Raw genomic sequence first — 13327 nt, 5'->3', positions numbered from 1 at the left:
AGGTTTCCATGAGCTCCACCAGCATTCCCGAGCACGACGTGCTCGTGATCGGCGCGGGATTCGGCGGTATCGGCACCGGGGCGGCGCTGCGCCGCGCGGGTATCGAGAACTTCCTGATCATCGACAAGTGGCATCGGGTCGGCGGTACCTGGAACGCCAACACCTATCCCGGTGTGGCCGTCGATGTTCCGTCACCGATCTACAACTTCTCCTTCCAGCAGCGCTCGCGCTGGTCCCGATTCTTCGCCCCCGGCAACGAGATCCAGCGTTATGCCGAGGAAGTGGTGGACCGGCAGGGTTTGCGCGGCAAGCTGCGGCTCGGGTGCGGCGCGGTCGAGGCACGGTTCGACGAGACGGCCGACCTGTGGCGGGTGCGGACCACCGACGGCGCCGAGATCACCGCTCGTTTCCTGGTGAGCGCGGTCGGCGCGCTCGAACAGCCGAAACCGCCGGCGATTCCGGGCATAGCCGACTACGCGGGCACCCTCATGCATACCGCGCGCTGGGACCACTCCTACGACTATCGCGGCAAACGGGTTGCGGTGATCGGCACCGGAGCCACTGCCCTGCAGGTGATTCCGCAGTTGGCCGCGCAGGCCGAGCAGCTGACCGTGTTCCAGCGCACCGCCATCTGGGTGGCCCCCAAGCCGGACTTTCCGCTGGGCAGCCTGAGCAATCGGGTGCTCGACTTGCCGCCCGCCCAGCAGGCGGTCCGGTTGATCGGGAATGTCGCCGTGAACGCGTTCCTCGGGGTCGGGTTCGCGCTGTCGGACTATCCGCGCCTGACCTCCGCAGTGCTCGGCGCCGGCGAAGTGGCGTTGAAGGCCTACCTGTTCACCCAGGTCCGCGATCGCGCGCTGCGGCGTGCGCTCACGCCCACCTATCGGCTCGGCTGCAAGCGGCCGTCGATTTCCAACAACTACTTCAAGACCTATACCAAGCCGCACGTCGACCTGGTCACCACGGCGATCGAGCGGTTCACCGAGCGCGGCGTCGTCACCGAGGACGCTGTGCATCGCGAGTTCGATCTGGTGGTGACGGCCACCGGATTCCAGGTGATGGACCGGGGCGCGACCCCGCCGTACCCCGTATATGGCTGCGGCGAAACCGAATTGGGCGAGTTCTGGCATACGAACAGGTACCAGGCCTATGAGGGCGTGTCGGTGCCTGGGTTCCCCAATATGTTCCACATCTTCGGGCCCTACGGTTACGCACCGGGTTCGGTGATCCCGCTCATCGAAGCCACCGCGGCGCACAGCGCGCGGGTCATCGGTGAGGCGTTGCGCAGGGGCGCCACCCGCGCGGAGATCCGCCGGGAACCGCACGACGAGTACTTCACCCGAATGTATGCCCGCAACAAGAACACCTACCTGTTCAAGCAGGGATGCGCGGAGTCACGCACCTACTACATCAACTATCAGGGTGACGGTCCGGCTTTCCGGGCCACCACCCAGCTCGGAATGTACTGGAGCAACCGGCATTTCCCGCTGGACCACTACCGGTACACGACCACCCGGCCGGTCGACGCGGATGCCGCGCCCCGGCACGCCGTCGCTCGCTGAGCACTATTCCCCGAATCGGAGACGATCATGAGTGTCACCTCTTTCTTGCAGAAGCAGTATCCCGCGGTACAGCCCGTCGACGATTCCGTCTTCGACACCGCCGCACTGGTGTTCACCGTCGAAGACGTCTTCGACGCACCACGCTGGGCAGTGTGGACCGCCCTGGACGACGAGCACGCGTGGCGGTGGCTGCCGATTCCGCGCACCGGCGTGCGCTACGACTCGCCGGCTCGCGGCGTGGGCGTGATCCGCGAGATGGGTTCGGTCTTCGCGCCGCTGCGGGTCCTGTGGGTGGAACGCGAACGGTTCTGGCGTTATGAACCGAACCGCCGCATCACCTTCGGCGTGGTGAGCGCCACCTGGCTGCAGTACATACTCGTCCGCCAGTACGCCGAGAACATGACCTTCGATGATGTCGGCGCCGATCAGACGAGGGTGGCGTGGACGGTCGCGGTCACCCCGCGCCTGCCGTTGCGCTTCGCGACGTGGTTCCCACCGCTGTGGCGGGCGGCTTATCGAATCGCCGGACTGGGACCGCTGTTTCGCCGTCGCGTCGACGAAGTCGTGCGCACCGGTCCGCCCCGCGACATCCCCACCAATGGCCGGACCACCGACCCACAGGGTACCCATCGTGCCGAGGAAGGCGTCCAGTGACCGAAACCAACGGTATCGCAGCAGAATTCGTGGATACGGTGGAGACGCCGCAGTACGAGGTCGTGGCGATCGGCGCGGGCATCGGCGGCATCTGTGCCGGGGTGAAGCTGCAGGAGATCGGCGTCGACAACTTCCTGATCGTGGACCGGATCGGCGGACTCGGTGGCACCTGGTACAGCCACAGCTACCCCGACGCGGGCTGCGACATCCCCAGTACGACTTATCAATTCTCCTTCGCGCGTAAACCGGACTGGGACCGATTCTTCGCCAAACGCGACCAGATCCTGCAGTATCTCCAGGAGGTCGCCGCCGAGCACGACCTGCCGCGCCGAATGCGCTTCCACACCACCATCGTTCGCGAAGAATGGGACGACGACCACGCGCTGTGGCGGCTGCACACCGACACCGGCGAGGTGATCACCGCCCGGTTCGTGATCAGTGCGGTCGGCGCCTACATCAACCCGAAGACCGAGCCGAACATCCCCGGATTGGGCTCCTACACCGGGACTTCCATGCATCCGGCCGACTGGAATCACGACTTCGACTTCACCGGCAAGCGGGTGGCCATCATCGGTGTCGGCGCCAGCACCATGCAGATCGCGCCGAAGCTCGCCGCGCAGGTCGACCGGCTCGACATCTATCAGCGCACGCCGCAGGTGTACCTGCCGAAGCCGGATTTCGTCCTGCGCCCGTGGATGCAACGGCTGCTCGCGCTGCCCGGCGGTTCCGCTGCCGTCAACGGGATCGCGCAGACGGTCATCGACACGATGTTGCGCATCGCGGTCTTCACGCCCGCGCCGCTGTGGAAAATGGGCGCTCGGCTGGTCGATGCCGTCGGACGCGCAGCCTACGCGGGGTGGCTGCGAATCAAGGTGAAGGACAAGGAGATCCGACGTGTGCTGCGGCCCGGCTTCGGGATCGTATGCATCCGTGGCGGTGCGGGCGGCGACTATCTGCCGACGCTCAACCGCGACAATGTCGAGCTGATCACCGCGGGCATCGCCGAGATCCAGCCGAACGGCATCCGCAGCGCGGACGGCGTCGAGCGGGAGATCGACGCGCTGGTGCTGGCCACCGGCTACGAGGTGTTCTCCGACCCGGAGAGCTACAAACCCGGAACCGTGATCGGCCGAGACGGATTCGACCTGGGCGTCTTCTACAACACCGAGGAGCTGAAGGCCTACTACAGCACCTCCGTCGCCGGCGTGCCGAACCGCTTCATCATGATCGGCCCCTACTCCTGGACCGGCACCGCGTTCCACTACTTCGTGGAGAACGCCATGCGCCACATAGCCACCGTCATCGACGAGACCCGGCGGCGCGGCGCCACCACGGTGGAGGTGCGGCCGGAAGCGCAGGAGCGGTTCCATCAGGAGATGCTGCGTAGCGGCCGGAACCTGTCGTACTACTTGGAAACTCGCTGCGAGGGGTCGAACAGCTACTTCGTCAACTCCCAAGGCAAGTCGCCGTATATCCGCCCGTGGTCGTTGCTGAAGACCTACCGCAAGGCCGTTCGTTTCGACCGTGACGACTACAGCTACCGCCATGCGGTCCGCTACGACGACCCGATCGACACCGCGCCGGTCGAACTGGCCGACGCCGAACTCGGGTAGCCCGGCCGCGCCCCTCCGCCCTCCTGACGGCTGGGCGGAGGGGCGCTGATGGATACTGGCCGCATGGCTCTCGTAGACCCAGCCGCGGTGCCCGCCGAGGTGCGTCCGTACCTGGCAGAGCTCGTGCAGCGGGCGCACAAGACGTGCGGGGAGCAGCTGCGCAGCGCCTTCGCGGTCGGATCGATCGCGCTGGCGGATTACCGCCACGGGCGCAGCGACATCGACGTGATCCTCGTGGTCGAACCGTCGTTACCCGCATCCGCGATACGCGAACTGGCCGAAGCGCTCGCGCACCCTGCTCTGCCGTGTCCTGCGGCCGGGCTCGAATTGGTCGTCTACGACGCCACTTTCGCCGCCCAGCCCGCCGCCGCAGCGGGGTATCTGCTGGATCTCAATACCGGTCCGCTGCTGTCGAATCGCGCCAGCTTCGATCCGGGGCAATCATCGGACTTCTGGTATGTCATCGATCGGTCGATCGCCTATCAGACGGGATGCCTCCTCTACGGCAGCCCGGTGCGGCAGGTGCTCGCACCACCCGCACCGCGCGACCTTTTCGCCGCGCTCCTCGCCTCGGTCCGCGAGCACGCCACGGGGGAGGGCCATCTGAGCGACAACCAGGTACTCAACGGCTGCCGCTCGGTGGCGTTCTGCCGCACCGGGCGGTGGCTCGCCAAAAGCGAAGCCGCGCAGCTGATGATGGAATCCGAAGCGGACTTCCGGGATCTCATCGACGCGGCATTGCGCAGCTTCCAGCGCCCTCGCACGGCAGCGCTGGCGCTACCCGCCGCCGACGTGCAGACGTTCCTGGCATGGGTGCGCGGTCAGGTCGAAAAGGCCGCGATCGAACGATGATTCGGCCGAGTACTTGCGGCTAGGTCGACCGCGGAACGCCCACACCGCCGAGGAACGTGCGAATCGCGTTGTCCGCGACCGCATGTGACGGCGCGGTACCCCGCTGGGCGGCTTCGGCGGCGAGGAAGATGTGCGCGTTGTAGACGCCGTCGATCCACTCCGTCGGTAACTCGGGGTCGAGCGTGCCCTCGGCCTGTGCGGCGGCGATGAGCGTCCGCACGCTCGCATCGTTCGCATCGCCCCAGTGCGGGTTGCCCGCGAAGCGGCGTGGGTCGGCGAAGAGGAAGACCACGCGGTCGCTGACTTCGACGAGGGACCGCAGCAGGTAGATCAGATGGTCGAGCGGGGCGCGGGTCCCGTTGTTCGCCGCGGTCGCCACCGCATCGACGACCTGCAACGAGTCGATGAGCACGGCATCGACGAGATCTTGCCGTTCCGGGAAGTAGCGGTGCAGCGTGCTGCGGCTGACGCCGGCGCGATCGGCGATGTCGGTGAGCGAAGCGGAGAAGTCGCGCGTCCATGCCGCGAGCGCGGCGGTCATGATGGCGGTCCGGGTGCGGCTCCGAACGCCGCTCGACGGGGTGGGCGACGCGTCGACGTCTCCGCGGCTGGCCATGGCCGAACATTAGCACCCCCAAGGAATCGATGGGACGAACACGGTTGTTTATGAGACAGTAGTGTCCTATTTTGGAGTTTGCCTGTATTGGACAGGCGGCAGACCGCCGGCCGAGATCCGCCGGAAATCAGGAAAGGCCGTCCGATGAAGTCACGTCTCGCTGCCGGAAGCTGCGCACTCGCCGCAGTGCTGATCGCATTCCTGCTCACCGCGTGTGCGCAGGAACGGGCCGACCCGGCGGTGGTGCAAACAACTGGTGGCACTGTTCGCGGCGCGGTGCAGCCGAATCACCGCCTGTTTCAAGGGATTCCATTCGCGCAACCGCCCGTCGGCGAATTGCGTTGGCAGCCACCGCGACCCGCACCAGCCTGGACGGGTGAACGAGACGCGACCACGCCAGGCTCGTTGTGCATGCAGAATCCGGCCGATCCGTCCGAGGGGCCGCAATCCGAAGACTGCCTGTACCTCAACGTCACCACTCCGGCAGCGAAACCCACCCGTCCACGACCGGTCATGGTGTGGCTATACGGCGGCGGTTTCTATCAGGGCAATGCGGCCGAGTACGGCGCGGCCCGGCTGGCGAGTCAGGGTGACGTGGTCGTGGTGACCGCCAACTACCGCCTCGGCGTCTTCGGCTTCCTGCGCCTGCCCGGCCTGGCCGACGGCGGCACGTTCGGACTCCAGGACCAGCAGTTGGCCCTGCGCTGGGCCGCGGCCAACGCGGCCGCATTCGGCGGCGATCCCGGCAATATCACCCTGTTCGGCGAGTCGGCGGGCGCGATGAGCACCTGCGCGCAGCTCACTTCACCCGCCGCAACGGGTTTGTTCCACAAGGCCGTCATGCAGAGCGGGACCTGCATGTCGGAGTGGCCGCCCTACGCCGCCGACGGCACCGGCAGCACCGCGTTCGATACTCCGGCATACGCCGAAGATCAGGGTCGCGCATTGTCCGAGCGCCTCGGCTGCCCGCCGCACGGTATCGACCTCACCTGCCTCCGGCAAGCCCCGACCGACCGATTGCTGGCCGGCCACGCACAGTTCGGCCCCAGCTACGGCAACGCACTGCTGCCCGAACACCCGGCAATCGCGTTGCGCGAGGGCCGATTCGCGCGCATGCCGATCATCCTGGGCAACAACCGCGACGAGGCGCGCGTATCGATCGTCGGTTCGGTGCCGTCACCATTGACCGCGGCCGAATACCGGCGAGTGCTCGACGCCGACTTCGGCACCCACGCCGACGCCGTGGCCGCCGCCTACCCCGCGCAGCCCGGCGACAACGCGAAGACGCTGGCCCAGCTCAACACCGATCGCACCTGGGCGTACCCGACCAGGAACGCCCGCGACGCCCTGGCCCGGTCGGCCACCGTCTTCGCCTACGAGTTCGCCGACCCGGCGCCGCCGCAGTTCACCGACCTGCCCGCCGCACCGTTTCCGTACGGCGCCTACCACGGCGCCGAATTGGCTTACCTGTTCGACCTGCCCGGTTTGGCGCGCGGACTCGATGACGCGCAACGCGAACTCGCCGATGCGATGATCGACTACTGGTCGGCGTTCGCGCACGACGGTGTGCCCGCTGTCCCGAACCGGCCCGCGTGGGCGCCGGTCGCAGGAGAGCGGCCGTTCGTTCAGTCGCTGGCCCCGGGGCCGGGCGGGATCGGACCCACTGACTTCGACGCCGGACACCACATCGACTTCTGGCTTCGCCTCGGGCACCGCTGACGCGATCCGGTGCTGCGAACTGTGCACGGCCCTATCGAAAGGTGCTCGATGAACGACGAAAAGGAACCGGCGCCCAACGCGATTCGGCGGCGCTGGGGCAAACGACGACTGCTGGCAATCACCGCGGGAGTGGTCACGCTCGGCCTGGTGGCCTGGCTCGCGGTCCGTGACACCTCCCCGGTCGGCCACTTCACCTCCGCGGCGGGCCACGACCGATTCTTCGACGCCTACACGCGAGCGATGCGCGACCTGCCCGCACCGAGCGCCACACTGGATCTGCGGACCGACTACGGCGTGGTCCGGGTGTATCGCTTCGACGGCGCCGACCCGACCGCGCCCCCACTGGTGCTGCTGCCCGGACGCGCCGCCGCGACACCGATGTGGGCGGACAACCTGCCCACGTTGACCAAGCTGCGCACCGTCTACGCCATCGACCTGCTCGGTGAACCAGGTGCGAGTATCCAGACCCGCCCCATCGAGCACGATGATGACCAAGCGCGCTGGTTACATCAGGCCCTCCGGCAGTTGCCCGAGAAGCAGCTGTACCTGCTCGGCGTCTCGATCGGTGGCTGGACGGCCACCAATCTCGCGATCCGGCAACCGGGCAAGATCGCAGGCGTCATCCTGCTCGATCCGGCGATGACGTTCGCGGGCATGCCGTTTCGCACGATCATCCGGTCGATACCGGCCTCCGTGCGCTGGTTTCCGAAGAGCTGGCGCGACGACTTCAACAGCTGGACCGCGGGCGGCGCGCCGGTCGAGGATGTCCCCGTCGCGGACATGATCGAAGCGGGCATGCAGACCTACGCGCTGCATCTGCCCGCGCCGACGGAGTTCTCCGATGATCAGCTGAAGAGTTTGAAGATGCCCATCCTGGTCCTGTTGGCGGGCCGGTCGGTGATGCACGACAGCGCGGCGGCGGCTCGGCGGGCCGAGTCCGTGCTCGCCGACGCCACCGTGCGGGTCTACCCGGACGCGTCGCACGCGATCATCGGTGAGTATCCCGACGAGATCGCCTCCGACACAGCCGCATTCCTCGCGAGAGTGCGCTGACGGGATCACAACACCGCGAAAGGCCCGGAACCGGGGGCGGTTCCAGGCCTTTCGCGTCATCCCGCGAGATGCTCTGTCAGCCTGCGAGATCCAGATCGGACACCTTCGGACTCCCGCGACCGACACGTTCGCAGGACAGTCCCGCGAGGTGCAGGACCAGCGGGTCCAGGTGATTGCGGGCGTCGATCACCGAGCGGCCGACGAGCAAGCCCGCCATCCGCTTCCAGTCCAGGTCGCGGAACTCGGGCCACTCGGTGAGCACCATGATCGCGGCCGAACCGTGTGCCGCGTGGTACGCGGTCTCCATGACCCGCACGCCATCGGTGCTGCCCGGCACCGCTTTCCGGACGCTGGGGTCGTACGCGCGTAAGTCCGCGCCCTCGGCGACCAGCCGCTGCGCGATCGCCAACGCGGGCGAGTCGCGTAGATCGTCGGTGCCTGCCTTGAAGGTCAACCCCAGCATGCCGATTCGGACCCCCGCCAATCGGCCGCCGACCGCATGGCGAACCTTGTCCACCACCAGCTCGTGCTGCCGGGTATTGGTGTCGATGGCGGCGCGCAGCAGCGGGAACTCACAACCGACGGTCTGCGCCGATCGCAACAGCGCCACCGTGTCCTTGGGCAGGCAGGACCCGCCCCACCCCGGACCGGGGCGCAGGAATTCCTTGCCGATGCGCTGGTCGTACCCCATGCCCATGGTCACGTCGCTGATGTCCGCGCCGAGATACTCGCACAACTCGGCGATGGCATTCACATAGGACAGGCGAGTGGCCAGGTAGCAGTTGGCCGCGTATTTGATCATCTCCGCGCTCGCCGAACCGGTCAGCAGAACTGGCGCGTCGAGCCGCCGGTACAGCGCGGCAACACGTTCGGCGGAGTCCGGATCGTCGGAGCCGACCACGATGCGATCGGGATTCAGGAAGTCGTAGATCGCGGACCCTTCCCGCAGGAACTCCGGGTTGGATACGACCGTGACATCCTCGCGGCCGATCAGATCGTTGATGCGCACCGCGGTACCCACCGGCACGGTCGACTTGTTCACCACGACACAACCGGGCAGCAGCTGATGCCGCAACTCCGCCACGACGGACTCGAGCGTGCTCAGATTCGCCGCTCCGTCGCGCCCCATCGGTGTCGGGACGCACAGGATGACGAACTCGGCCTCGGCGACCGCCGCACCGGCGCCGAGCACGAAAGTCAATCGCCCGGTAGCCAATCCGTCCACGACGAGCTCGCACATGCCCGGCTCCGCGATGGTGGATTCACCGCCGGATAATGTTTTGACCTTCGCCGGATCGACATCCGCGCAGATCACTCGGTGGCCCAGCGAAGCCAGGCACACCGCCGTCGTCAGTCCGACATAGCCGGCGCCGACCACGGCGACAGTAGTATTGAACACAGCATTCATCTCCTTGAACATCTCACCTCCCAGCACCGAGCAGTGAACGAGTGACACGCGGGGCCTACGGGCAGAGAAAATCTCACGAACTAAGGGGTAAAGCGGAATACGGACGGCCGAGCTCAGAGCGGAATGGCTCGAATGCCCTTGAACGGAGCCTCTTTTCCGAGATAGTCGACGGTCTCGAACAGACCGACCGCGTCCATCGGGAATCGGGCACCGGCCTCGGCGGCGAAGATGCACGGCTGGATCGTCTTGCGTTCCGAGGCGCCGGAGCCACCGCTCTTACGAATGTGCTTGTGCGTGTGGATCAGGATGGGCATGAAGCCACCGCCGAGGAACGAACCGTTCTGCAAGATCGCACCGCCGACGCAGTCGATCACCAAACCCTTGCCGAGAATGGAATCGCGACCCTGGTAGTAGTAGGACGGCGTGGCGAGGGTGCCGTGTTCGACGTGGAAGACACCGGCCGAGAGGCCGATGATCGAGCGGCCGCTGATCCGCAGGATGGACTTGTAGAAGTCCACCAGGATCGGACGCACCTTGGCGTCGGGCAGCTTGAACTCCGGGCACAGCAGGACGATTCGCATCAGTTCCGCGAGCGTGATCCCGGCGCCGTCCGGACCGGGGAACTCCTGGTCCCAGGGCACCAGGTAGTCCGACGGGGCGATCATGGTCGTGCCGGCATCCTCCACGATCAGACGCTCCGCGTCCGTGGTCGTGGCCGGCACCTGGGCGTGCCCGAGGACCCGCCCGGCAAGCAGGTATCGGGTCTCGAGTGTCTTCAATTTGCTCGCGGTGATCAGTAGATCGATCCGCGCCTCGGCGGTGTCCGGAATGGTGAACAGGTGATCGATGCCGTCGGTCGGCACGTTGATCTTCGCCTCGAGACTGCGCGCGGGCAGCGGCACGTAGGAGTCCACGACCTCCTGGAATGCGCCGGCGAACGCACCCAGCCCGAGCCGGACCAGCTCCTCGGCGGCGTGCGCTCGATAGTCGTAGGGGATGGACATCGAGGTCGACAGCACGACGCCGGCCAGCAGGGCCCGGTGCCGGTCGTCGTCCAGCGACTCCGCGGCCAGTTCCAGCGACAGGTACGCCGACCGTTCGCCGGGCCGGTGCACCCAGCTCACGGTGTAGGGGTGCTCGAATCGGCAAGCCTGCGCGAACAAGTCGTATGCGGACTCCGCGGACTTGATCTCGGTCGCGATCCGCGTGCGAGCCGACTCCACATCCGTGACTTCGGGCAGCATGTCGGGGGCCACACGCAGGAGTGTCGAAACGTCCTCGAAGGTTTGCATGGTGAATCTCTTTCGATCGTGCGAATACATCGCATTGCCTTAAACTTTGATGAATTGACCGCCGAGGTCTGCCATGAACTGATGCTCCGGCAGCCGCAGCGGGGGAGTGGATACCGCGGTGCGGCACAATAGATCCAACTGGATGAGCAACGCCTCCTTGAAATGGTTTCCGGAGACCGTGAAACGATGCTGCGACGCGGCATCGCGGATATGGACGGCGTGTTCGTTCTTGTAGTCGACCGCCACGCCGTAATGCGGTTCGAATACCAGGGTCACGTGCCTGCCGGAGGCGAACGCCACGTCCGCGAAGCGGTAGCGCAGCTCGTCGCCGTAGGGGATCAGCGAACGATGGATGTGGTCCTTCGCGATATCTCCGGAGAAGGCGAAACCGGCCAGCTCCGCGAATCCGATCACGCCCTTCGACGAGGCGTAGATCTCGACTTCGGGCATGCCCGGTATCGACGTGCATACCCGCATCTCGGGTGTCACCGATATCGGCACCGTGCGCAGGTAGGTCTGATACTGGTCGGTCGGCAGGACCGAACGAAGAATGCTCAGCATGTGGAAGAACTCGTAACCTGGCTCGCCGTACTGCGTATCGACGAACCTGCCGTTCGCGACGTCGCGCTCCCGATTCTTGGTGAACTCGATCGTGATCTTCCTGATCTGATCCGATGCGCCGAACTGCCGCACCGACTCCGTGAAGCGCCGCACGGCCGCGCTGTAGGCGTAGACGTCGTTGACGACGATTCGCGCGCGCGGATACCGCCGGACCAGCCGCGTCAGATCGGCGAATTCCGTTGGGTAACACGCGGGTTTCTCGAGCAGGATGCGGGCGTCCCGTTGGTAACTCAGCACTTCGCCGAGTACCGGGAGATGCGTGGCGGTCGGCGTGGCGACGACCCAGGCCGCCACCTCCGCCGGGTCGGGTACCAGCGCCAATCGGTCGAAGTCCGCCGCGGCCTGCTGGTCGACGGTGCTGACCTGATGACCCGCCTGCGCGAAGTACGCGGCGTGCCGTGCGCCGATCATTCCGGCGCCGATGACAATGATGCGCATGTCAGACCGCCCTGGCGCGAAGGGCGTATTCGGCGGCGTGCGTTCCAGCCGCGCGGCCGAGCACCGCACCGGCCATCAGTCCGGTGCCTGCTGGATAACCTTGGTCGTATAGTCCGCCGACTATTACGCCGGCCGCATACAGTCCGTCGATCGGCTCGCCACCACCGCGCACCTCGGCGTTTTCCGTCACCGAGAGCCCGCCGTAGGTGAAGGTCAATCCGGAGACCACCGGAACGAAAAGGAACGGTGGCGCGTCGAGATGCGTGACCGCTTGCGGGTCACTGTTCAGGCGTTTCACCTCGTCGAGCAGCTGGCCGGCATCGATGCCGAGCTGCCGCGCGCCGTCCTCCAGGGTCGGGGTGATGATGGAGGCGGGATCGCTGAAATAGCTGTCCGGCAGCAGCCCAGCGTTGATCACCTTGCTGTCGAATAGTTGATAGGCGATCTTGCCCGGCTGGTCCATGATCTTCTGCCCGAGCGTGACGTAGGCCAGATTGCTGTATTCGGCGCACTCGTCGAAGAATCGGCGCCCGGATCGGTTGACGACGATGCCGTGCGGAAAGGCGTAGCGCGTCAGTTCATGGGACCTCGACATCTGCCCTGGCAGCAGGTAACTCGGCAGCCCGATGCCTTGCGGCGTCGTATGACATTTCCGCCAGTTGCCCGCGGTGTCCGCGCCGACCGCGATGGCCGCCGCCAGCGGAAGTCCGTCGTTGAACGGCACGCCGCGCAGTTTCACCTCTCGCCACGGCTCCCCGAGGTGGTGTCCGCGCATCTGCGCGTTTCCCTCGAATCCGCCGGAGGCGAGGATCAGGGCATCGCAGACGACGGGAAAAGCCGGGCCGGAACCGTGCAGGCGGTACTTGCCGCCGACCGGCTCGATGCCCGTCACCGGACTGTCGTAACAGACGACACCGCCGAGGCGTTCGTACTGATCGAAGTTTCGTTCTTGCAGGCCCTGCCCGCCGCCGTCGAAAACCACGGGTACGTCGCCGGGCAGCGGATTCTTCCTCGGTACCCACCGCTGGCCGAGGCCGTGCAGCCAGGTAATGGCGTTGTTGGCGCGATGAATAATGGACTCGATGAGCGCGGCGTCGACCTGGCTGCCGGAGACGCGGAGCCAGTCGTCGAGATAGTCGTCCTCGGTGTATTCGCGCCGCCCGGCCAGCAGGTCATCCACGCGGTGGTCGTCCGGCTCGCCGAGCAAGGTGGCGATGTAGGACCGGTCGTGCCAGGGGAATCGCACGCTCTTCGTCAAGGCGCTGTTTCCGCCGCGCAGTTCTTTCGGCGCCGACTCGAGGACGGCGACAGAATTCACGCCGGCCTGCAATGCCGCTATTCCCGCACAGAGCCCCGCATTTCCTGCCCCGACGACAACGACCTGCCATTCATGTGGGATACTTTTTCGGGCATTCATTCAGGACCCTCCTTTAGGTGAATTCCCCTGGGGCAGTAGGCGGCATCGCCGAATAGCCGGTAAGCGCCGTGAGACGCACGTC

11 protein-coding genes are annotated in these 13327 nt (G+C 66.2%); 6 read left to right on the top strand and 5 right to left on the bottom strand.

The genetic code is table 11. The annotated features are described in order from the left end of the window. Window positions 1-8 precede the first annotated feature (8 nt). The 4 genes from DBO33_RS24410 to DBO33_RS24395 all read left to right on the top strand — a co-directional run bounded on the left by DBO33_RS24410 (window position 9) and on the right by DBO33_RS24395 (window position 4681). On the top strand, window positions 9-1562 hold the full coding sequence (locus DBO33_RS24410) for a flavin-containing monooxygenase (RefSeq protein WP_107657135.1): 1554 nt from the start codon (window positions 9-11) through the stop codon (window positions 1560-1562). 27 nt (window positions 1563-1589) lie between these two features. After that, on the top strand, window positions 1590-2216 hold the full coding sequence (locus DBO33_RS24405) for an SRPBCC family protein (protein WP_107657134.1): 627 nt from the start codon (window positions 1590-1592) through the stop codon (window positions 2214-2216). Further along, complete coding sequence (locus DBO33_RS24400; RefSeq protein WP_234391008.1) at window positions 2213-3829, top strand: flavin-containing monooxygenase; 1617 nt, start codon at window positions 2213-2215, stop codon at window positions 3827-3829. Before DBO33_RS24405 ends, DBO33_RS24400 begins: the two co-directional genes overlap by 4 nt. A gap of 63 nt (window positions 3830-3892) precedes the next feature. Further along, on the top strand, window positions 3893-4681 hold the full coding sequence (locus tag DBO33_RS24395; RefSeq protein WP_107657133.1) for an aminoglycoside adenylyltransferase domain-containing protein: 789 nt from the start codon (window positions 3893-3895) through the stop codon (window positions 4679-4681). A 19-nt stretch (window positions 4682-4700) separates the two neighbouring features. On the opposite strand, the gene DBO33_RS24390 is transcribed toward DBO33_RS24395, so the two are convergent. Then, entirely contained in the window at window positions 4701-5297 is a 597-nt protein-coding gene (locus DBO33_RS24390) for a TetR/AcrR family transcriptional regulator (protein ID WP_107657132.1), read from the bottom strand. A gap of 144 nt (window positions 5298-5441) precedes the next feature. Between DBO33_RS24390 and DBO33_RS24385 the strand changes: the two genes are divergently transcribed. Together DBO33_RS24385 and DBO33_RS24380 are read left to right on the top strand one after the other, a co-directional pair. Next, window positions 5442-7016 carry a carboxylesterase/lipase family protein gene (locus DBO33_RS24385; RefSeq protein ID WP_107657131.1) on the top strand — a complete coding sequence of 525 codons (1575 nt, stop codon included), beginning with the start codon at window positions 5442-5444 and terminating at the stop codon, window positions 7014-7016. 48 nt (window positions 7017-7064) lie between these two features. Further along, window positions 7065-8069, top strand: coding sequence for an alpha/beta fold hydrolase (locus DBO33_RS24380; RefSeq protein WP_107657130.1), 1005 nt, complete (start codon window positions 7065-7067; stop codon window positions 8067-8069). Window positions 8070-8145: 76 nt separating this feature from the next. On the opposite strand, the gene DBO33_RS24375 is transcribed toward DBO33_RS24380, so the two are convergent. The 4 genes from DBO33_RS24375 to DBO33_RS24360 all read right to left on the bottom strand — a co-directional run bounded on the left by DBO33_RS24375 (window position 8146) and on the right by DBO33_RS24360 (window position 13245). Beyond that, window positions 8146-9477, bottom strand: a complete 1332-nt coding sequence (locus DBO33_RS24375) for a UDP-glucose dehydrogenase family protein (protein ID WP_234391391.1) — start codon at window positions 9475-9477, stop codon at window positions 8146-8148. A 113-nt stretch (window positions 9478-9590) separates the two neighbouring features. Beyond that, entirely contained in the window at window positions 9591-10769 is a 1179-nt protein-coding gene (locus DBO33_RS24370) for a hypothetical protein (protein WP_107657129.1), read from the bottom strand. Between the two features lie 39 nt (window positions 10770-10808). After that, window positions 10809-11828, bottom strand: coding sequence for a 3-hydroxyacyl-CoA dehydrogenase NAD-binding domain-containing protein (locus tag DBO33_RS24365; protein WP_107657128.1), 1020 nt, complete (start codon window positions 11826-11828; stop codon window positions 10809-10811). Between the two features lies 1 nt (window position 11829). Beyond that, complete coding sequence (locus DBO33_RS24360) at window positions 11830-13245, bottom strand: FAD-binding protein (protein ID WP_107657127.1); 1416 nt, start codon at window positions 13243-13245, stop codon at window positions 11830-11832. Window positions 13246-13327: the final 82 nt, after the last annotated feature.

It is taken from the genome of Nocardia suismassiliense (genome assembly GCF_900269665.1).
Classification (GTDB): domain Bacteria; phylum Actinomycetota; class Actinomycetes; order Mycobacteriales; family Mycobacteriaceae; genus Nocardia; species Nocardia suismassiliense.
Note: the sequence above shows the minus strand (reverse complement) of the source record. Positions and strands in the feature narration are given on the sequence as shown.

What these genes read in the sequence shown, in the direction of transcription:
- DBO33_RS24410 (WP_107657135.1), top strand. Translation starts at nt 9, where the DNA reads ATGAGCTCCACCAGCATTCCCGAGCACGACGTGCTCGTGATCGGCGCG.
- DBO33_RS24405 (WP_107657134.1), top strand. Translation starts at nt 1,590, where the DNA reads ATGAGTGTCACCTCTTTCTTGCAGAAGCAGTATCCCGCGGTACAGCCC.
- DBO33_RS24395 (WP_107657133.1), top strand. Translation starts at nt 3,893, where the DNA reads ATGGCTCTCGTAGACCCAGCCGCGGTGCCCGCCGAGGTGCGTCCGTAC.
- DBO33_RS24390 (WP_107657132.1), bottom strand. Translation starts at nt 5,297, where the DNA reads ATGGCCAGCCGCGGAGACGTCGACGCGTCGCCCACCCCGTCGAGCGGC.
- DBO33_RS24385 (WP_107657131.1), top strand. Translation starts at nt 5,442, where the DNA reads ATGAAGTCACGTCTCGCTGCCGGAAGCTGCGCACTCGCCGCAGTGCTG.
- DBO33_RS24380 (WP_107657130.1), top strand. Translation starts at nt 7,065, where the DNA reads ATGAACGACGAAAAGGAACCGGCGCCCAACGCGATTCGGCGGCGCTGG.
- DBO33_RS24375 (WP_234391391.1), bottom strand. Translation starts at nt 9,477, where the DNA reads ATGAATGCTGTGTTCAATACTACTGTCGCCGTGGTCGGCGCCGGCTAT.
- DBO33_RS24370 (WP_107657129.1), bottom strand. Translation starts at nt 10,769, where the DNA reads ATGCAAACCTTCGAGGACGTTTCGACACTCCTGCGTGTGGCCCCCGAC.
- DBO33_RS24365 (WP_107657128.1), bottom strand. Translation starts at nt 11,828, where the DNA reads ATGCGCATCATTGTCATCGGCGCCGGAATGATCGGCGCACGGCACGCC.
- DBO33_RS24360 (WP_107657127.1), bottom strand. Translation starts at nt 13,245, where the DNA reads ATGAATGCCCGAAAAAGTATCCCACATGAATGGCAGGTCGTTGTCGTC.